Source organism: Bacteroides faecis (assembly GCF_020091505.1).
Taxonomy (GTDB): domain Bacteria; phylum Bacteroidota; class Bacteroidia; order Bacteroidales; family Bacteroidaceae; genus Bacteroides; species Bacteroides faecis.
In genome coordinates this window covers 1,901,470-1,921,595 of sequence record NZ_CP081916.1, presented here as the reverse complement: position 1 = coordinate 1,921,595, position 20,126 = coordinate 1,901,470, and the positions used below count along the sequence as shown (strand labels likewise).

General features: G+C 44.0%; 16 protein-coding genes, 2 tRNA genes and 3 rRNA genes. 9 read left to right on the top strand and 12 right to left on the bottom strand.

Annotation, left to right across the window (positions count from 1 at the left end; translation table 11 throughout):
• Positions 1-295: 295 nt before the first annotated feature.
• Positions 296-541 carry an RNA recognition motif domain-containing protein gene (locus K6V30_RS07665; RefSeq protein WP_004297160.1) on the top strand — a complete coding sequence of 82 codons (246 nt, stop codon included), beginning with the start codon at positions 296-298 and terminating at the stop codon, positions 539-541.
• Between the two features lie 86 nt (positions 542-627).
• Here K6V30_RS07665 and K6V30_RS07660 read toward each other — a convergent pair whose 3' ends face one another.
• Positions 628-1,398, bottom strand: a complete 771-nt coding sequence (locus K6V30_RS07660; protein ID WP_010536479.1) for an ABC transporter ATP-binding protein — start codon at positions 1,396-1,398, stop codon at positions 628-630.
• Entirely contained in the window at positions 1,395-2,138 is a 744-nt protein-coding gene (locus tag K6V30_RS07655; RefSeq protein WP_008760768.1) for an MlaE family ABC transporter permease, read from the bottom strand. Before K6V30_RS07655 ends, K6V30_RS07660 begins: the two co-directional genes overlap by 4 nt.
• A 75-nt stretch (positions 2,139-2,213) precedes the next feature.
• Between K6V30_RS07655 and lptB the strand changes: the two genes are divergently transcribed.
• Positions 2,214-2,981 (top strand): LPS export ABC transporter ATP-binding protein, encoded by a 768-nt coding sequence (gene lptB, locus K6V30_RS07650; RefSeq protein WP_010536478.1) that lies wholly within the window; start codon positions 2,214-2,216, stop codon positions 2,979-2,981.
• Positions 2,982-3,094: 113 nt separating this feature from the next.
• Here the strand turns inward: lptB and der are convergent, their stop codons facing one another.
• From der to K6V30_RS07600, 10 genes are all read right to left on the bottom strand, one after another.
• Positions 3,095-4,408: a ribosome biogenesis GTPase Der gene (gene der, locus K6V30_RS07645; RefSeq protein ID WP_010536477.1), complete on the bottom strand. Its 1,314-nt coding sequence runs from the start codon at positions 4,406-4,408 to the stop codon at positions 3,095-3,097.
• Between the two features lie 48 nt (positions 4,409-4,456).
• A complete protein-coding gene (gene era / locus K6V30_RS07640) occupies positions 4,457-5,338 on the bottom strand; it encodes a GTPase Era (protein WP_008760765.1) in 882 nt (293 codons plus the stop codon).
• Positions 5,339-5,423: 85 nt separating this feature from the next.
• The gene (locus tag K6V30_RS07635; protein ID WP_010536476.1) at positions 5,424-6,431 is read right to left on the bottom strand and encodes a beta-ketoacyl-ACP synthase III; all 1,008 of its coding nucleotides are present in this window, start codon (positions 6,429-6,431) and stop codon (positions 5,424-5,426) included.
• An 86-nt stretch (positions 6,432-6,517) separates the two neighbouring features.
• Positions 6,518-6,703 carry a 50S ribosomal protein L32 gene (rpmF, locus tag K6V30_RS07630; RefSeq protein WP_002562387.1) on the bottom strand — a complete coding sequence of 62 codons (186 nt, stop codon included), beginning with the start codon at positions 6,701-6,703 and terminating at the stop codon, positions 6,518-6,520.
• A 12-nt stretch (positions 6,704-6,715) separates the two neighbouring features.
• Positions 6,716-7,294: a YceD family protein gene (locus K6V30_RS07625; protein WP_010536475.1), complete on the bottom strand. Its 579-nt coding sequence runs from the start codon at positions 7,292-7,294 to the stop codon at positions 6,716-6,718.
• A gap of 218 nt (positions 7,295-7,512) precedes the next feature.
• A 5S ribosomal RNA gene (rrf, locus tag K6V30_RS07620) occupies positions 7,513-7,623 on the bottom strand.
• Positions 7,624-7,719: 96 nt separating this feature from the next.
• A 23S ribosomal RNA gene (locus K6V30_RS07615) occupies positions 7,720-10,599 on the bottom strand.
• A 167-nt stretch (positions 10,600-10,766) separates the two neighbouring features.
• Positions 10,767-10,843, bottom strand: a tRNA-Ala gene (locus K6V30_RS07610).
• A 78-nt stretch (positions 10,844-10,921) separates the two neighbouring features.
• A tRNA-Ile gene (locus tag K6V30_RS07605) sits at positions 10,922-10,995 on the bottom strand.
• A gap of 163 nt (positions 10,996-11,158) precedes the next feature.
• A 16S ribosomal RNA gene (locus K6V30_RS07600) occupies positions 11,159-12,687 on the bottom strand.
• Together the 16S, 23S and 5S rRNA genes with 2 tRNA genes alongside form the textbook arrangement of a ribosomal RNA operon.
• A 599-nt stretch (positions 12,688-13,286) precedes the next feature.
• Here K6V30_RS07600 and K6V30_RS25190 point away from each other — a divergent pair.
• From K6V30_RS25190 to gldH, 7 genes are all read left to right on the top strand, one after another.
• Entirely contained in the window at positions 13,287-13,421 is a 135-nt protein-coding gene (locus K6V30_RS25190) for a hypothetical protein (protein WP_258902871.1), read from the top strand.
• 1,135 nt (positions 13,422-14,556) lie between these two features.
• A complete protein-coding gene (locus tag K6V30_RS07595) occupies positions 14,557-15,069 on the top strand; it encodes a ferritin-like domain-containing protein (RefSeq protein WP_010536462.1) in 513 nt (170 codons plus the stop codon).
• A gap of 488 nt (positions 15,070-15,557) precedes the next feature.
• A complete protein-coding gene (locus K6V30_RS07590; protein WP_224207273.1) occupies positions 15,558-15,854 on the top strand; it encodes a hypothetical protein in 297 nt (98 codons plus the stop codon).
• 155 nt (positions 15,855-16,009) lie between these two features.
• Positions 16,010-16,963 carry a methylenetetrahydrofolate reductase [NAD(P)H] gene (gene metF, locus K6V30_RS07585; RefSeq protein ID WP_010536460.1) on the top strand — a complete coding sequence of 318 codons (954 nt, stop codon included), beginning with the start codon at positions 16,010-16,012 and terminating at the stop codon, positions 16,961-16,963.
• Between the two features lies 1 nt (position 16,964).
• The gene (locus K6V30_RS07580; protein ID WP_010536459.1) at positions 16,965-18,089 is read left to right on the top strand and encodes a DNA polymerase III subunit; all 1,125 of its coding nucleotides are present in this window, start codon (positions 16,965-16,967) and stop codon (positions 18,087-18,089) included.
• Between the two features lie 14 nt (positions 18,090-18,103).
• A complete protein-coding gene (locus tag K6V30_RS07575; RefSeq protein ID WP_055270959.1) occupies positions 18,104-19,669 on the top strand; it encodes a regulatory iron-sulfur-containing complex subunit RicT in 1,566 nt (521 codons plus the stop codon).
• A complete protein-coding gene (gene gldH / locus K6V30_RS07570; protein WP_055270961.1) occupies positions 19,647-20,126 on the top strand; it encodes a gliding motility lipoprotein GldH in 480 nt (159 codons plus the stop codon). Before K6V30_RS07575 ends, gldH begins: the two co-directional genes overlap by 23 nt.

Genomic DNA, 20,126 nt, shown 5'->3' with positions numbered 1-20,126 from the left:
CATCTATTATGGAATATATAAATGACAATTGCATGACAGGCAATGGTTCGCTAACCACACATCCTTCTTTTTTTCTCATTGTCTGCAAATTAAAGTAAGAAAAAGATGGTCAATCCAAAAATTATTCTTTTCTTTGCTGCGGATTGATGGACCATTAGTTTCTCGATTTGATTACAAGGTTTTTACTTCTGTTTCGAAAACGCATTTGTAAACTCTCTGTCGTTTTAATCTTTTTATTAGTAACCATCTATCCAGAGAGTTTTATTCATTTATTTATTTTTTTATCATTTTCATTATGAACATTTATGTTGGAAACCTTAACTACCGTGTTAAGGAAGGAGATCTGCAACAAGTGATGGAAGATTACGGAGCAGTATCATCAGTTAAAGTAGTTATGGATCGTGAAACCGGTAAATCCAAAGGATTTGCTTTCATTGAAATGGAAGACGACGCTGCAGCTGCTAAAGCAATCGCAGAATTGAACGGTGCTGAATACATGGGCCGTACAATGGTAGTTAAAGAAGCTAGACCCAGAGCTTAATTGCCGACGCTAATATAGCTAAGAAAAAAAGAAACTTCTGCCACCTGATGACAGAAGTTTTTTTATGTCCTTTTATTTATTTCCAATCAACCTTCCATGCTCTGTACTTCCACATCCTTCACCTTGCGGAGCAGGTCAGAAGCAAAGATAAAGTTATTCAGCCTTTCATTGGTAGAAGTAAAGATATCATCTTTCGTTCCTTCCCATTCCTTGTGTCCTTCATAAATATAAATCACTTTCTCCCCAATCCCCAACACAGAGTTCATATCATGGGTATTGATAATAGTCGTCATATTATACTCCTGAGTAATGTCATGAATGAGATCATCGATAACTAATGACGTTTTTGGGTCCAGTCCGGAGTTCGGCTCATCACAGAACAGGTACTGCGGGTTCAATGCGATAGCACGGGCAATAGCCACACGCTTCTGCATACCACCACTGATTTCACCCGGAAATTTATCTTTTGCTTCAGTCAGATTCACACGTTCCAGACAGAACATGGCACGTTTGGTACGATCGCGCAATGTATCATTACTAAACATATTCAGCGGGAACATCACATTATCCAGCACCGACATCGAGTCGAAAAGGGCAGCACTCTGAAAAATCATCCCCATCTCCTTGCGAAGCATCTTTTTCTCCTTCTTACCCATCAGGACAAGATTACGTCCGTCATAAAGCACTTCCCCCTTCTCGGGAGTAAGTAATCCTACGATACATTTCATCAATACCGTTTTACCGGACCCACTCTGACCGATAATCAAGTTTGTCTTCCCATTCTCAAAAGAGGCATTGATATCACTCAATACCGTCTTATCTTCAAATGATTTATAAAGTCCTCTAACGTCAATCATCCCATCAAAAGTTTAGTTAATACCAAATCTGCAAACAGAATTAACACACTACTGCTTACCACAGCATCCGTAGAAGCCTTTCCCACGGCAATCGAACCGCCGTCTACCGTATAACCGAAGAAGGCAGAAACACTCGCGATAATAAAGGCAAAGAAGAGGGATTTGATGATACCCGCCCAGATAAACCATTCGACAAACATATACTGCAATCCATATTCCAAATCAACTGCATTCATCACACCCGCAAACCAACAAGTACAAAAGGCTCCAATGATTCCGGCAAAAATACTAAATGTCACCAATACAGGAATCACAGTCACCATTGCCGTAATTTTGGGTAATATCAGATAATTGGCAGAATTAATACCCATGATCTCGAGCGCGTCAATCTGTTGCGTCACCCGCATCGTTCCCAGTTCCGAAGCGATGTTCGAGCCAACCTTTCCCGCCAAGATGAGACACATAATAGAAGAGGAAAATTCCAGCAACATGATTTCACGTGTCACATACCCCACTGTCCAGCGAGGCATCCATGGACTTTCAATGTTCAATTTAATCTGAATGGTAATCACCGCGCCGATGAAAAACGAAATCAACAACACGATACCGATGGAGTTTACACCCAGTTGCTCCATCTCGTTAAGGTATTGCCGGAAAAACATACGCATACGCTCGGGACGGGAAAAAGTACGTCCCATCAGCATGATATATCGTCCGACGGTTCTCAATGCTTTTATCATAACTCACACTATTTGTCTGCAAATGTACATTATTTCAGCTTATTTTTACTACATTTGCCGCAAAATAACTAGAATATGGAAGAAAGCAAGATGGTGCTTCGCACGGAAGACCTGGTTAAAAAGTACGGAAAACGAACCGTTGTAAGCCATGTATCCATTGACGTGAAGCAAGGTGAAATTGTAGGTTTGCTGGGACCGAACGGTGCCGGTAAGACGACTTCATTCTATATGACCGTAGGACTGATCACGCCTAATGAAGGCCGGATCTTCCTCGACGACCTTGAGATTACCAAATTTCCAGTATACAAACGGGCGCAGACGGGTATCGGGTACCTTGCACAGGAAGCCTCCGTATTCCGTCAGATGAGTGTAGAAGACAATATCGCTTCTGTACTCGAGATGACCAATAAGCCTAAGGATTATCAGAAGGAGAAGCTCGAAAGCCTGATTGCAGAGTTCCGTCTTCAAAAGGTACGCAAGAACAAAGGTAACCAACTGTCCGGAGGTGAACGCCGCCGTACGGAAATCGCCCGGTGTCTTGCCATCGACCCGAAGTTCATCATGCTTGATGAACCATTTGCCGGAGTCGACCCTATCGCGGTAGAAGATATCCAGCAAATTGTATGGAAGCTAAAGGATAAAAATATCGGCATCCTGATTACCGACCACAATGTACAGGAAACATTAAGTATCACCGACCGCGCTTATCTGCTGTTTGAAGGAAAGATCCTGTTTCAGGGCACACCGGAAGAGCTGGCTGAAAACAAGATCGTGCGTGAGAAATATCTGAGTAACAGCTTCGTATTGCGCCGTAAAGATTTCCAGTTAAACAAAGACGAATAATCTTTGCGAATCACCGGTTCAAAACAAAACGGAAATCTGTTCAGTATAAAAGATAAATCGCCCGGCAACATTCCACTGCCGGGCGATTTCTTTTTATTCATATGAATATACCTTTATTTCTGTCGGATATAAATATTGATCGGTGTACCGGTAAGATTCCACTTCTCACGCATTTTGTTTTCCAAGAAACGCTTGTACGGTTCTTTCACATACTGCGGCAGATTTGCAAAATAGACAAAAGAAGGCACCTGGGTATTCGGCAACTGCGTGATATATTTAATCTTGATATACTTACCTTTATTTGATGGGGGCGGATATGCCTCGATCAGCGGAAGCATTTCTTCATTCAAGCGGGCAGTCGGTATCTTTGTTGTACGGTTTTCATATACGCTACGAGCTTCTTCAAGCACTTTCAGGATACGCTGTTTGGTCAATGCAGAAGCAAATATAATCGGAAAATCCACAAACGGAGCAAAGCGTGAACGGATAGTTGCCTCGAACTCTTTCATCATTTTCGCCGTTTTATCCTCTATGAGATCCCACTTATTAATCACAACCACCAAGCCTTTCTGATTTTTCTGTATCAGAGAAAGGATATTCAAATCCTGGCTCTCAACGCCTCTCGTTGCATCGAGCATCAAAATACAGACATCCGCGTTCTCAATCGAACGAATCGAACGAACTACCGAATAATATTCCAGATCCTCGTTCACCTTATTCTTTTTACGGATACCGGCTGTATCTACCAGATAAAAATCGAAACCGAATTTGTTGTAACGTGTATAGATAGAGTCGCGGGTTGTTCCGGCAATCTCCGTCACGATGTTACGGTCTTCTCCGATAAACGCGTTTACAATAGAAGATTTTCCTGCATTCGGACGTCCCACTACAGCGAAGCGAGGGATATCATCGTCCAGAATTTCTGAATTCTCTTTACTGAATTTACTGACAATCAAGTCCATCAAATCACCTGTACCACTTCCTGTGATAGCAGAGATACAATACGGATCGCCCAATCCTAATTTATAAAACTCAGGAGCGTTATATTGCAATTCATTATTATCCGTTTTATTGGCCACCATAATCACCGGACTATTGGCACGCCGCAAGATAGCCGCCACCTGCATATCCAGATCCGTCACTCCGTTCATCACATCCACTACAAACAGAATAACGTCCGCTTCTTCTACTGCCAGCAATACTTGCTTCCTGATTTCCTCTTCAAAGATATCATCAGAATTCACCACCCATCCGCCGGTATCTACCACGGAGAACTCACGGCCCAGCCATTCGGACTTGCCATACTGCCTGTCGCGGGTCGTCCCCGCTTCTTCATTCACAATAGCCTGACGAGTTTTCGTCAGACGGTTAAATAAGGTAGACTTGCCCACATTGGGGCGTCCTACAATTGCAACTAAATTATTCATAGCTCAATACCTTGTTTTTTCACGACTATCCCAGTCGCATGAATACTCTTAATCTAACTGATAACCAAAGTTCCGCAGTTCCTTATCCGAACTGCGCCAATCTTTATCAACCTTCACATAGGTTTCCAGGAAAATAGTCTTTCCAAAGAAACGTTCCAATTCCCGGCGTGCCTCGGTAGCCACTTTCTTCAGAGCTTTTCCTTGCTTGCCGATAATAATTCCTTTTTGCGAGTCCCGTTCCACATAAATCACCGCCCGGATATGGATCTTTTTCGCTTCCTCTTTAAATTCCTCTACCACTACTTCCACCGAATAGGGGATCTCTTTGTCATAGTATAGCAGGATCTTTTCACGGATAATTTCATTCACAAAGAAGCGGGCAGGCTTATCCGTCCACTGGTCTTTGCCGAAGTAAGGAGGAGAATCGGGCAATAATTCCTGAATACGCTTCATCACATAATCCACATTGAACTTTGATGCGGCGGAAATAGGAATAATCTCAGCCTGTGGAAGCAACTCCTTCCACTCTTCGACCAACTTTATTAGCTTCTCCTGATCCGTGAGGTCTATTTTGTTTATAAGCAACAGGACAGGGACGGTCATCTGACGCACCTTTCCCATAAACTCGTTGTTCTTGTCCGGCGTTTCCACCACGTCGGTCACATAAAGCAGTACATCCGCATCCGTCAGTGCGGAAGTCGAGAAGTTCAGCATCGACTCCTGCAACTTATAGTTAGGTTTCAATACTCCCGGAGTATCAGAAAAAACAATCTGCATATCATCCGTATTATAAATTCCCATAATCCGGTGACGGGTAGTCTGTGCTTTGAAGGTGGCAATTGATATACGTTCTCCCACCAAAGCATTCATCAATGTCGATTTTCCGACATTCGGGTTCCCTACGATGTTCACAAAACCTGCTTTATGCATTTCTCTTTATTTTATTGGTTGAGACAAAAAAACGCATCGAATCGAAATAAGATGCGTTTTTTGTGTTATAGTTCAGTAACTTACGTTACGATTCCTTTTTTCCGTCATAACCCCATTTTACATAAACCGCACCCCATGTAAATCCGGCGCCGAATGCTGTAAATATAATGTTATCACCTTTCTTGAGTTTATCTTCATAATCCCAGATACACAGGGGAAGTGTGGCGGCACTTGTGTTACCATAATGTTCAATATTCACCAGCACTTTATCCATTGGGAGTTCCATGCGATGAGCCACAGCTTCGATGATACGAACATTCGCCTGATGGGGAACCACCCAGTCAATGTTATCTTTTGTCAGACCATTCTTTTCTGCGATTGCAGCAGATACATCCGACATACTTGAAACTGCATATTTGAACACTGTTCTTCCTTCCTGGTGCAGATAGTGCATTTTATTGTCTACTGTGAAATAAGACGGAGGACAAACCGAACCACCAGCTTTCATATGGAGGAAAGGCAGACCTTTACCATCTGTTCTCAGTATCGAATCCATGATACCCAGATCTTCCGTAGTGGGCTCCAGCATAAAAGCAGCAGCACCGTCACCAAAGATAGGGCAAGTAGCACGATCTGTATAGTTAACCATTGACGACATCTTATCGGCACCGACAATGATAATTTTCTTATATCTTCCCGAACGAATGAAATTCGCAGCAGTTTCCATCAGATACAGAAAGCCACTACATGCAGCTTGCAAGTCGAAAGCAAACGCATTTTTCAGTCCGAGTTTATCGCAAAGAATAGAAGCTGTAGAAGGGAAGTGATAGTCAGGAGTACTGGTAGCAACAATAACCAAATCGATATCGTCAGGATTGGCTCCAGTCTTTTTCATCAACTGCTTGGCAGCCTTGCGTGCCATGTATGAGCTACCTAATCCTTCCTCATTCAGAATATGTCTTTCCTTTACTCCGATACGAGTCATAATCCATTCGTCGTTGGTATCTACCATTCTTGATATCTCTTCATTAGTCAAGATATAATCGGGTACATAGCCTCCAACTCCTGTGATTACTGCATTTATTTTTTCCATCAAACCTATTTTAAATTAGCAATACTATAATACTTAAAGCAGCCGGAGAGTTTTCCCCCTCGGCTGTCTTGAGTATACTGTACTAATTATACAGCTGCTTCTTTTTCGATAGCGAGCTTACCTCTGTAGTAACCACATGCGCCACATACAGTGTGGTAAACATGCCATTCTCCGCAATTCGGACAAATAGCCAATGTAGGAGCTACTGCCTTATCATGAGTTCTTCTCTTTGCTGTTCTTGTTTTTGATTGTCTTCTCTTAGGATGTGCCATTTTCTTAAAACTTTAATTATTATCTAATATTTTTTTTAATTCATTCCAACGGGGATCAATTTGTTCCTCCATTTCCTCCTCTACTACGATATCATCTCCACCTGTGTCAAAGACTTCATCGCTATCTTCATTAGCATCTGTTTTGAGATGCTTACTCAACTTACTAGTAACAGCTTTGTTGCACTTACCCGGAGCATGTACATGCTTCATAGGGATGGAAAGCGCCACAAATTCATACATGAACCATGCTACATTGATTTCTCCCTCTTCTTCGGGGATTACAATCAAGTTATCACCTTCTTCTGCATATTCATGTCCAAACTTCACCATCAGTTTATCAGATGATGTGATCTGTAGCTCCATTTCGTCCAAACAACGGTCGCATGGTACCCATACCATACCGTCCGTCTGAAAGCTCAATTCGAAAGCACGAGAGGTTCTTTTTACAGTCAAAGTAACATTTACTTTTCCTTTCTGAACTTCAGGACCATCAATGTGGGCGAAGTAAAGGTTATCCAAAACAAACTCATACTTAGCAGAGTCTGTTTGCATGCCTTTCAAATCAATTTTGTATTTATCAAACTTTCCCAAAGCTTCTCTCTTTTTTTAATCGTTAGATTACAATTCGGGCGACAAAGATACAAATAAATATCCTCATAACATACAAATTACCAGTAAATATTCACTTTTTTAATAGGTATTATGAGGATTATTGCTGTTAAAAATGATGCCACAAATTCCGAAGGTATCCCTAAGGTATCAAAAACAAGAAAGCCCTCCAGGTATTTCTACCGGAAGGGCTTCTTTAAAAACGGCGGCTACCTACTCTCCCACTGTTACGCAGTACCATCGGCGTGACGAGGCTTAACTTCTCTGTTCGGAATGGGAAGAGGTGGAACCCTCGTGCTATAACCACCTGAATGAATTCAATAAGGTTATGACATGATGAAAAGTAAAATTCAAGTAATATCATATTAATGATACGCTAAACGTATATATCCAATCCGTACAAAGCCGGAAGAAAGTGGACGGGCAATTAGTAATGCTCGGCTTTGATGTTACCACCTTTACACCTGCATCCTATCAACGTCATCGTCTTTAACGACCCTAAGAAATCTAATCTTGTGGCTGGCTTCGTACTTAGATGCTTTCAGCACTTATCCAATCCCGACTTAGATACCCAGCAATGCACCTGGCGGCACAACTGGTAAACCAGCGGTCAGTCCAACACGGTCCTCTCGTACTAGTGTCAGAGCCACGCAAATTTCATACGCCCACGATAGATAGAGACCGAACTGTCTCACGACGTTCTGAACCCAGCTCGCGTGCCACTTTAATGGGCGAACAGCCCAACCCTTGGGACCTTCTCCAGCCCCAGGATGTGACGAGCCGACATCGAGGTGCCAAACCCCTCCGTCGATATGAGCTCTTGGGAGGGATCAGCCTGTTATCCCCGGAGTACCTTTTATCCTTTGAGCGATGTCCCTTCCATACGGAAACACCGGATCACTATGCTCTAGTTTCCTACCTGATCGACTTGTAAGTCTCCCAGTCAAGCGCCCTTATGCCATTACACTCTGCGGACGGTTACCAATCGTCCTGAGGGCACCTTTAGAAGCCTCCGTTACTATTTTGGAGGCGACCACCCCAGTCAAACTACCCACCAAACAGTGTCCTCGTATCAACGAGTTAGAACTCAAATAATCAAAGGGCCGTATTTCAACAGCGACTCCACACAAACTGGCGTCTGCGCTTCAAAGTCTCCGGCCTATCCTACACATCAATTACCCAAATTCAATGTTAAGCTATAGTAAAGGTTCACGGGGTCTTTTCGTCCCATCGCGGGTAATCGGCATCTTCACCGATACTACAATTTCACTGAGCTCACGGTTGAGACAGTGTCCAGATCATTACACCATTCGTGCAGGTCGGAACTTACCCGACAAGGAATTTCGCTACCTTAGGACCGTTATAGTTACGGCCGCCGTTTACTGGGGCTTCAATTCAATGCTTCTCTTGCGATGACATCTCCTCTTAACCTTCCAGCACCGGGCAGGTGTCAGGCTGTATACATTATCTTTCAATTTCGCACAGCCCTGTGTTTTTGTTAAACAGTTGCCTGGACCTATTCTCTGCGCCCAACTCTCGTTGGGACCCTTTATCCCGAAGTTACAGGGTCAATTTGCCTAGTTCCTTAACCGTGAATCACTCAAGCGCCTTAGTATATTCAACCCGACTACGTGTGTCCGTTTGCGGTACGGGTACCTTAAGGATTAAGTTTAGCGGATTTTCTTGGGAGTATGATTACACGCACTATTGGATTGTTCCGAAGAACGCTCCATACTATCAGGTTCGACTCTTATCCCGGATTTGCCTGGGATAATCAACATCTACACCCTTCAACGGACTATTCCGTCAGTCCGCGGCGCTGTCACGCCTCCGTCTCCACGTCACTCCTTAAGGTAGTACAGGAATATTAACCTGTTCTGCCATCGGCCTCACCGTTCGGCTGAGCCTTAGGACCCGACTAACCCTGATCCGATTAGCGTTGATCAGGAAACCTTAGTCTTTCGGCGAGGGGGTTTCTCACCCCCTTTATCGTTACTTATACCTACATTTGCTTTTCCACACGCTCCAGCAAAGCTCACGCTTCACCTTCGACGCTGAGTGGAATGCTCCCCTACCGATCCTTACGGATCCCATAGCTTCGGTAAAACACTTGATGCCCGATTATTATCCACGCCAAACTCCTCGACTAGTGAGCTGTTACGCACTCTTTAAATGAATGGCTGCTTCCAAGCCAACATCCTAGCTGTCTTAGCAATCTGACTTCGTTAGTTCAACTTAGTGTTTATTTCGGGACCTTAGCTGATGGTCTGGATTCTTCTCCTTTAGGACATGGACCTTAGCACCCATGCCCTCACTCCTGTGATAGAACTAATGCGCATTCGGAGTTTATCAAGACTTGATAGGCGGTGAAGCCCTCGCATCTTATCAGTCGCTCTACCTCACATTAGTAACTCACAAGGCTGCACCTAAATGCATTTCGGGGAGTACGAGCTATCTCCAAGTTTGATTAGCCTTTCACCCCCACCCTCAGTTCATCCGGAAGCTTTTCAACGCTTATCGGTTCGGTCCTCCAGTTAGTGTTACCTAACCTTCAACCTGACCAAGGGTAGATCACTTGGTTTCGCGTCTACTCCTTCCGACTCGACGCCCTGTTCAGACTCGCTTTCGCTTCGGCTGCGCATCTCAAGATGCTTAACCTTGCCGGAAAAAGTAACTCGTAGGTTCATTATGCAAAAGGCACGCCGTCACTGCTTACGCAGCTCCGACCGCTTGTAGGCGCACGGTTTCAGGGACTATTTCACTCTTCTGTTCGAAGTGCTTTTCACCTTTCCTTCACAGTACTGGTTCGCTATCGGTCTCTCGGGAGTATTTAGCCTTACCGGATGGTCCCGGCAGATTCACGCAAGATTTCTCGTGTCCCGCGCTACTCAGGATACCACTACGCTTAATCTGACTTCATATACAGGACTATCACCGTCTATGGTTCCACTTTCCAGAGGATTCTATTCATCAGATGTCTTGCGATATCGTGGTCCTACAACCCCACACATGCCGTAACATGGGTGGTTTGGGCTATTCCCCGTTCGCTCGCCACTACTAGGGGAATCATTATTATTTTCTTTTCCTACAGGTACTAAGATGTTTCAGTTCCCTGCGTTAGCCTCCATCAAAGATGGATGACATTCCTTCAGAATGCCGGGTTGTCCCATTCGGAAATCTCTGGATCAAAGGTTATTTGCACCTACCCAGAGCTTATCGCAGCTTATCACGTCCTTCATCGCCTCCGAGAGCCAAGGCATCCGCCATGCGCCCTTGCTTACTTTCTTTCAAACTTACTTAACCGATGATGGAGAATGGAATTTCGAAAATGCTTCTGCATTCTCAACAGCCATGTACCATATCTGTTACGTACGGTTCGATATATACTTTTAGCTCTTTACTAAATTTTACTTTTTGTACATCATGTCAAAGATCGTTTCTCTATGTTCAGAGATGGTGGAGAATAACGGATTCGAACCGTTGACCCTCTGCGTGCAAGGCAGATGCTCTAGCCAGCTGAGCTAATCCCCCGAAGATAAAGAAGAATGAACAAGGACGCAGGAAAAGGATATATGCCGATCACTGCAGTTTTCATTTTCTTTCTCGAAGTAGTCCCAGGCAGAGTTGAACTGCCGACCTCTACATTATCAGTGTAGCGCTCTAACCAACTGAGCTATAGGACTAGTTCAACCTTGTCTACCTGATATGTTAGACTCGGCTTCTTTATTTCTCTTGTTTATCTCTATCTATACTTCTATAGATGGTTGATCTATATGTTATAAATAAACAAGTACCAGTAGTACAATTATAGAACCGATGAAAGTCATTGTAACGGCATCACTCCAGAAAGGAGGTGTTCCAGCCGCACCTTCCGGTACGGCTACCTTGTTACGACTTAGCCCCAATTACCAGTTTTACCCTAGGACGCTCCTTGCGGTTACGTACTTCAGGTACCCCCGGCTTTCATGGCTTGACGGGCGGTGTGTACAAGGCCCGGGAACGTATTCACCGCGCCATGGCTGATGCGCGATTACTAGCGAATCCAGCTTCACGAAGTCGGGTTGCAGACTTCGATCCGAACTGAGAGAGGCTTTTGGGATTAGCATCCTGTCACCAGGTAGCGGCCTTCTGTACCCCCCATTGTAACACGTGTGTAGCCCCGGACGTAAGGGCCGTGCTGATTTGACGTCATCCCCACCTTCCTCACATCTTACGACGGCAGTCTCTCCAGAGTCCTCAGCATGACCTGTTAGTAACTGAAGATAAGGGTTGCGCTCGTTATGGCACTTAAGCCGACACCTCACGGCACGAGCTGACGACAACCATGCAGCACCTTCACATTTGTCTTACGACTAACCAATTTCTTGATTATTCAAATGCAATTTAAGCCCGGGTAAGGTTCCTCGCGTATCATCGAATTAAACCACATGTTCCTCCGCTTGTGCGGGCCCCCGTCAATTCCTTTGAGTTTCACCGTTGCCGGCGTACTCCCCAGGTGGAATACTTAATGCTTTCGCTTGGCCGCTTACTGTATATCGCAAACAGCGAGTATTCATCGTTTACTGTGTGGACTACCAGGGTATCTAATCCTGTTTGATACCCACACTTTCGAGCATCAGTGTCAGTTGCAGTCCAGTGAGCTGCCTTCGCAATCGGAGTTCTTCGTGATATCTAAGCATTTCACCGCTACACCACGAATTCCGCCCACCTCTACTGTACTCAAGACAGCCAGTATCAACTGCAATTTTACGGTTGAGCCGCAAACTTTCACAACTGACTTAACTGTCCACCTACGCTCCCTTTAAACCCAATAAATCCGGATAACGCTCGGATCCTCCGTATTACCGCGGCTGCTGGCACGGAGTTAGCCGATCCTTATTCATATGGTACATACAAAAATCCACACGTGGATCACTTTATTCCCATATAAAAGAAGTTTACAACCCATAGGGCAGTCATCCTTCACGCTACTTGGCTGGTTCAGACTCTCGTCCATTGACCAATATTCCTCACTGCTGCCTCCCGTAGGAGTTTGGACCGTGTCTCAGTTCCAATGTGGGGGACCTTCCTCTCAGAACCCCTATCCATCGAAGGTTTGGTGGGCCGTTACCCCACCAACTGCCTAATGGAACGCATCCCCATCGATAACCGAAATTCTTTAATAATCAAACCATGCGGTTCTATTATGCCATCGGGTATTAATCTTTCTTTCGAAAGGCTATCCCCGAGTTATCGGCAGGTTGGATACGTGTTACTCACCCGTGCGCCGGTCGCCATCTCCAGTTTGCAAGCAAACTGGAATGCTGCCCCTCGACTTGCATGTGTTAAGCCTGTAGCTAGCGTTCATCCTGAGCCAGGATCAAACTCTTCATTGTAAAAGTATTGTTATCATTCCTATGAAAGAATGGTATTTGCTCTGTTCAGGATGCCGTACAATTTATTGACTTCATTAATACCTGTCATCAGATACATACTGCTATGTATCCAACAAGCATTGACGGTTCTATTTTTCTTGTACTACTTGTATTGTTTATCAATATTTCAAAGAACTTGGTTGCTTTCGTTTCAAAAGCGGGTGCAAAGGTAAGGGGTTTTATTTTAACTGCCAAACGTTTTCGGAAGTTTTTTTTTTAATTTTTCTTTTTATATCGTTTCTCAGGCTCTCTTGCGAAAGGGAAAGAAGGTAAAGAAGAAAAACAAACCGCGTTTCTTTGCGAATCGGACTGCAAAGATAAGAACTTTATTCAATAACATCCAAAACTTTCCGGAAGTTTTTTTGTTCTTATTTTAAGCTGCCGTACGCTTTTACACTAAGTCAACTTATCAAGGCTTTCTTCTCTTGGAAAGCGGGTGCAAAAGTAGTAGCTTTCAGTTTATGCTCCAAACTTATCGGACTGTTTTTTTGAATTATTTTTGGATATCCATGCTAAGGGGCTGATTCAGAAGGATGTTGTAGAACATAAATTTACCGGGGATGGCAGAAAGGGGGAAAGGGACACACCTTATTATATTCACACACGCGGATGCGGGCGCGAAGGGAACAGATTTCAACAGGAAGGAAGGGAAGGATAGCGGTGAGTCATTCATGAAGACAGTATGGATGGACTAAAAGCGGAGAAGAAACTCTCATGGAAAAGGGTTTTTCTATTGTCACTTGTCACTTTTCAAGTCAAACTGTTATTTATCAATGGATTAAGAGTGACAATAAGGTGATAATAGAGGTGATAACAGGGTGACAATAGGAAAAGCATGTGAGCGTATTGTCACTTTTTGGGGAACAGATTACCGCAGATATTCAAGGGGTGTTCATGGGAAAGTGGCGGCTGAAAGGAAAAGAAGAAACTCCGAAAGTATACTGATAGCGATAAAGAAATACGGGGATGCAGGCAAGGCATTAGTTTCATGCGGGGAAAACAAAGGTTTCATATAGGAGAAACTCTAGTTTCAAGCATTGGAAACAATAGTTTCATACCTTGAAACTAAAAGTTTCAAGCGGAGGAAACTGTTGTTTCAAGCAGAGGAAACTAAAGTTTCAAACCATCTGGAACTGGAGTTTCAAGAGGCAAGAAACTTCAGGAAACAACCGGAGACGGGAGCAGAGGACCGCATGAGTGGATAAGGAGGAACGCATGATTGAAGTGAAATGACCGTACGAGTGGAGTAAAAGTACCGCACGATTCAACCAACCCGACCATAACAATGTCCCGATTAACCTGTTCTCTTAGGAAGAACAGGAGTATGGACATAAGCGAAAAAAGCATTTATCACACAATAATAGAGGGAGTATCAGATCTTAATACCTGATATATCAATTATTAACAGATGGAACGTCAATTATTAATAGCTGACAGATAAGAGGTTAACATACTGAATACGAAACTATAGCATCAAGAAAAATGTGTATTAAAGCATGAATATAGAGTGAGAGCAAATGCCTGCTACCACACTTGCTACCACAACTGCTATCACAGCTGTAACAACGATGAATAAACCGATACAAGCAAAAAGTGAGAGCGTGGGAGCAAAACCTATACTTAATTCACTTAGAGAGAAATCCTAAGTTCAAGTTATAAATGAGACAGTTTACACATACAACAAAAAGAGATTAAACAAAAAAAACGATTGGGAGGTATGAGCAGACCAAAAAGAAAATCAGTCTGTTAAAACTTACATGAGCCCCAAACAAAAACATCTCCTGTCTGTTACATATCGAACTTAAATATAGTAACCTAAACTTTTAAATTATGGCTAGAGAAAGCGTAAAAATCTTACAAGGAAAGCTGGATGTAGAAAGCTTGATTTCACAGTTGAATGCAGCATTGTCTGAAGAATGGCTGGCATACTACCAGTATTGGGTAGGCGCATTAGTAGTAGAAGGCGCTATGCGTGCAGACGTACAAGGCGAGTTCGAAGAACATGCAGAAGAAGAACGCAGACATGCGCAACTGCTTGCCGACCGCATTATCGAACTGGAAGGAGTACCCGTATTGGACCCGAAGAAATGGTTCGAACTGGCAAGATGTAAATATGATGCTCCCCAAGGATTTGATTCTGTAAGTCTGCTGAAAGATAATGTAGCTTCTGAGCGTTGCGCAATACTACGTTATCAAGAAATTGCCGACTTCACTAATGGAAAAGATTTCACCACCTGTGATATTGCAAAACATATTCTTGCCGAAGAAGAAGAACATGAGCAAGATCTTCAGGATTACCTGACTGACATTGCCAGAATGAAAAAATCATTTCTCGAAAAGTAATTTCCCACCCAGTAGAAAGTGAGTAAAAGGCAATCTTAAAAAGAGAATCTTAAAAGACATTCCTTCGCTGAGATTGCCTTTTTCATATACACACATCAAAGACGCACAAAAGTTTATATTCCTTTAAACTCCTTTTGAACAATTTCTATCCGGATTGGAACAGCAGATTTCATTTTATTCCCTCTACATTTGCAACCGCACTTATCTACAAGTGCGTAGATATAATAAGTATTAACATATCAAATGAAGGGACTATGCAAAATCAATTATCAAAAACAGACAGATTATCCAATCAAGATATCAGAAAACGAGTGAACGTAAAAAAAACGATCATTGGAGTACTCATCCTGCTAATAGGACTCTCTCACTTGCCCGAAGCAGTTCTACTTAATATAGATGAGATTTCATCGGGCAACATTTTATATCTTATCACATGCATACTAATCTGTGCTATAGGTATATACCAACTCAAATTCCGGTCTAAGGAAATGAAATACCTGCCAACCAAAAGTGTTGTCAAAGAGAAGAACTATTCATTCAATCTGAAGTATATGGAATCACTGAAAGAAATGATTGAATCCGGGAATTTTTCCAACAGTTTCAACATAAAGAAAGAAAAGGGTGGAAACCTCCGTCTGGATGTCCTCATGTCGGCTGATAAGAAATTTGCAGCCGTACGACTGTTACAGTTTATTCCATATAGTTACATTCCGGTCATAGACATGCAGTACCTGCGGAATGACAAGATCATCGCTCTGGAGAATTTCTTAGAACACTATAAATAAGAGTCCGTTCTATTTATCCATCCCCACTTTTACGTAATAGTGCGATAAAAACCAAACTATTTTCAAACAAATCAAGAAGAAATCTTTCTTTTTTCGTATTTTTGTCCCAATATGCACGTTTAATTCAAGTAGACAACGAACATCAACGAAAAAGAATGAGAGTAATTGATTTAATACATAACAGCGAAAAAACAGCTTTCTCTTTCGAAATCCTTCCTCCTCTGAAAGGTACAGGCATCGAAAAGCTGTATCAGACTGTCGATACCCTTCGGGAGTTTGATCCGAAATATATCAATATCACCACGCACCGCAGCGAATACGTATACAAAGACCTGGGTAACGGACTTTTCCAACGAAACCGGCTGAGAAGACGTCCGGGGACTGTTGCCGTAGCCGCCGCTATCCAGAACAAATATAATATCACGGTAGTGCCGCATATACTATGCAGCGGTTTCTCCCGCGAAGAGACAGAATATGTACTGCTCGACCTGCAATTTCTGAATATCACTGATTTGCTGGTACTCCGGGGCGATAAAGCCAAGCATGAGTCAGTATTCACTCCCGAAGGAGACGGATACCATCATGCGATCGAACTGCAAGAGCAAATCAACAATTTCAATAAGGGAATCTTTGTCGACGGTTCGGAAATGAAAGTAACCAACAGCCCGTTCTCCTACGGTGTGGCTTGCTATCCGGAGAAACATGAAGAGGCCCCCAACATCGAGTCCGACCTCTTCTGGCTGAAAAAGAAAGTGGAAGCAGGCGCCGAATATGCAGTGACACAGTTATTCTACGACAATAAGAAATACTTCGAATTTGTAGAACAAGCAAAGGCAGCAGGCATCAATGTACCTATCATTCCGGGCATCAAGCCATTCAAGAAGTTATCTCAACTCAGCATGGTACCCAAGACATTCAAAGTAGACTTGCCGGAAGATTTGGTGAAAGAGGCTTTGAAATGCAAGAATGACAAGGAAGCCGAGCAAGTAGGCATCGAATGGTGCGTCGCCCAATGCAAGGAGTTGATGGCACATGGAGTGCCGAGTATCCACTTCTACTCCATCGGAGCAGTGGACAGTATCAAAGAAGTGGCTAAAATCATTTATTGACATGTTTTTCAGAGACGTAATCGGACAAGAAGAAATCAAGCAGCGGCTCATTCAGGAAGTGAGTGAAGGGCGCATACCGCATGCCCAACTCATCTGTGGTCCCGAAGGAGTCGGCAAAATGCCGTTGGCTATTGCTTATGCACGCTACATCAGTTGCACCAACCGAGGTGAAACGGATGCCTGCGGAGCATGTCCGTCATGTGTGAAATTCAACAAACTGGTACACCCGGACGTACATTTCGTGTTCCCTATCGTGAAAAGCTCAAAAGGAAAACGGGAAGTGTGCGACGATTATATTGCGGACTGGAGACAATTCGTACTCAACAATCCGTATTTCAACCTGAATCATTGGCTGAGAGAAATGGATGCCGAGAATGCACAGGCCATCATCTATGCGAAAGAGAGTGACGAGATTCTGAAAAAGCTCAGCCTCAAATCGAGCGAAGGAGGATTCAAGATCACTATTCTCTGGCTACCCGAAAAGATGCATCCGGTATGCGCCAACAAACTATTGAAACTGCTTGAAGAGCCGCCGGAGAAAACCATCTTCCTGCTCGTATCGGAAGCTCCGGAAATGATTCTGCCCACCATTCTGAGCCGTACTCAGCGCATGAACGTGCGAAAAATTGACGAACCGGCTATCGACCGGATATTACAGACTAAATATGGCATCCAGCCTGCCGACAGTCTTTCCATTGCCCACCTGGCAAACGGAAACTTCATCAAAGCACTGGAAACCATTCATCTGAACGAAGAGAATCAGTTATTCTTCGACTTATTTGTCAGCCTGATGCGATTGTCCTATCAACGGAAAATCAGGGAAATGAAACTATGGAGCGAACAGGTTGCCGGCATGGGACGTGAACGCCAGAAGAACTTTCTGGAATACTGCCAGCGTATGATTCGCGAGAACTTCATATTCAACCTGCATCAGCGTGACCTGACGTATATGACAATCAATGAACAAAATTTCGCCTCTCGCTTTGCCCCTTTTGTCAACGAACGAAACGTGATGGGCATCATGGATGAACTGAGCGAAGCGCAACTGCATATAGAACAAAATGTAAATGCCAAGATGGTATTCTTCGACTTCTCTCTGAAGATGATCGTACTGTTGAAGCAATAATAAATATATAAACTATGGAATATAAGCTTCATAATGGGAGTGGCGGTCTTTGCTGCAAAGGATGCTCCCGACAAGATAAGAAACTGAACACTTACGACTGGCTGGCAGACATACCGGGCAATGCGGAAGAGTGTGATATGGTGGAAGTGCAATTTAAAAATACCCGGAAAGGCTATTACCGCAACAGCAATAAAATCAAACTGGAAAAGGGAGATATTGTTGCCGTGGAAGCTGCTCCCGGACATGACATCGGTGTAGTGACCCTGACCGGAAGACTTGTTCCGCTACAGATGAAGAAAGCGAACTTCAAGACGGATGCGGAAATAAAAAGAGTCTACCGAAAAGCCAAGCCGGTGGATATGGAGAAATTCAACGAAGCGAAAGCAAAGGAACACGCGACCATGATCCGTGCCCGCCAGATTGCACTGAACCTGAATCTGGATATGAAAATCGGTGACGTAGAATATCAGGGGGATGGCAACAAGGCTATTTTCTACTACATCGCTGATGAACGTGTGGACTTCCGACAGCTGATTAAGGTACTTGCCGAAGCTTTCCGCGTCCGTATTGAAATGAAACAGATCGGTGCGCGACAGGAAGCCGGACGTATCGGTGGTATCGGTCCTTGTGGACGGGAGCTTTGCTGTGCCACCTGGATGACGAGTTTCGTATCGGTGTCTACAAGCGCTGCCCGCTTTCAGGATATCTCACTGAATCCTCAAAAGCTTGCCGGACAATGCGCCAAACTAAAATGTTGTCTGAACTATGAGGTAGACTGCTATGTGGAAGCCCAGAAACGTCTTCCTTCCAGAGAAATCGAATTGGAAACGAAAGACGGCACTTTCTATTTCTTCAAAGCTGATATCCTGAGCAATCAGGTTTCTTACTCGACAGATAAGAACTTCCCTGCCAATCTGGTTACAATCAGCGGAAAACGTGCTTTCGAGGTCATTGCCATGAACAAGAAGGGAATGAAGCCCGACAGTCTGCTCGAAGCTGAAGTCAAGCAAGAACCCAAAAAGCCGACAGACCTGCTGGAACAGGAAAGTCTCACCCGCTTCGACCGCAACCGGAGCAACAAGGAAGGAAACAACGCTAACCGGAATAAGAAGAAAAGAAAAGGAAACAATGATAACCGCCCGCAGGCACAGGCTGAAGGTGGAAATCGTCCGCAACAACCTCAGAGAGGAGAAAACGAAAACCGTCCGCAACCGTCAGAAAACGGAAACAGAGGGGAAAAAGGAGACAGAGACAATCGCCCGAGAAATAATAATAACCGGAACAGAGGACAGAACCAAGGACGAAATAATGAAAACAGACGTCCGGAAAGAGGACAGAATCAAGAGCGTCCACAAAATCCGAACCGTCCGCAAAATCAGGAACGTTCCCAGAATCAGGAACGTCCGGCCAACCAAGAGCGTCCGCAAAATAGAGAACGCCAGCCGAAACAGGAACGCCCGCAGAATCAAGAACGATCACAGGAACAAGGAAAGCAGCCCCATCAGGAACGTGCTCCGAGACCTGAAAGAAATCCGAATCAAGAGAAACCGCAAAATAATGAGAAGCCTGCTCAGGAATAACTTATTTTGTTTGCTCGGTGTCTGCCTCATGGCAGCCTGCAATGAAAATACCGTGTATCACTCTTACCAGTCCCTGCCCAACGAGGGATGGGCAAAGAGTGATACACTCTCTTTTCAGTGTCCTGTTACAGACAGCATCCCTGCTACACTCAGATTATTCGCGGAAGTGCGCAACAGAAGTGAATATCCTTACCACAACCTTTACCTGTTCATCCAAGAGAATCTTCTTGACTCTACCGTGTGGCGTACCGACACGATAGCAATCAATCTGGCAGATACGACAGGAAGATGGCTGGGAAATGGATGGGGAAGCATTTATCAGACAGTTGTTTTTGTCAAGTCCGTCCGCCCGCTGCATCCCGGAAACTATACCATCAAAATCATGCACGGAATGCAGGATGAGAAGTTAACCGGACTCAATGACGTCGGTATCCGAATCGAAAGACAAAAAGAATAA